This window comes from Anaplasma marginale str. Florida (assembly GCF_000215485.1).
Taxonomy (GTDB): Bacteria; Pseudomonadota; Alphaproteobacteria; order Rickettsiales; family Anaplasmataceae; genus Anaplasma; species Anaplasma marginale.
Map to the genome: position 1 here is coordinate 1 of NZ_AFMS01000040.1, position 533 is coordinate 533.

Here is a 533-nt window from a genome sequence, read left to right on the forward strand (position 1 = left end):
AAGCAGCAGCTGAGGTGTTGAAGATAGGTGGTAAAATCTTGGTGACGTCTTTTCATTCTCTGGAGGACCGAGTTGTCAAACATAAGTTTAGGTCCCTATGCGATATGGGTTTTAGCTTGATAAATAAAAAGGCAATCATGCCGACAGATGAGGAGGTAAAAAATAATCCCAGGTCCAGATCGGGTAAGTTAAGAGCCATTGCTAGGGTGGAATAGGCATGAAAGGCGCATACATACCGTGCTTTTGTGCAGTTTGCGCGTTTACTATAGGAGTGTTTAGGGTAAAGTTCTACGTTAGAGACATGCAAAAGTCACTGGTGCAGGTGCAGCAGGAGATAGTTAAAGTAAATGATGAAATAAGCATATTAAAGGCCGAGTGGACTGCTCTAAACAACCCAGAAAGACTGGCCATGCTCGCTGCGAAATATCTGCGGCGTGACAACCATATAGTTCTTTCGAAGCAGATCAAAAAAGGTATACCCTCCTATGATGGGAAGGAAAAGCGTCCTGACCTGCACATTGAATATTAAACTG

The 533-nt window shown here is 43.3% G+C and carries 2 protein-coding genes; both read left to right on the forward strand.

Annotated elements, in window-relative coordinates:
• A partial coding sequence (gene mraW, locus GAC_RS01135; RefSeq protein WP_037349043.1) for a 16S rRNA (cytosine(1402)-N(4))-methyltransferase occupies positions 1-215 on the forward strand: 215 nt, incomplete at its 5' end.
• A 2-nt stretch (positions 216-217) separates the two neighbouring features.
• Positions 218-529 carry a cell division protein FtsL gene (ftsL, locus tag GAC_RS01140; RefSeq protein ID WP_010264534.1) on the forward strand — a complete coding sequence of 104 codons (312 nt, stop codon included), beginning with the start codon at positions 218-220 and terminating at the stop codon, positions 527-529.
• The last annotated feature ends 4 nt before the right edge of the window (positions 530-533 follow it).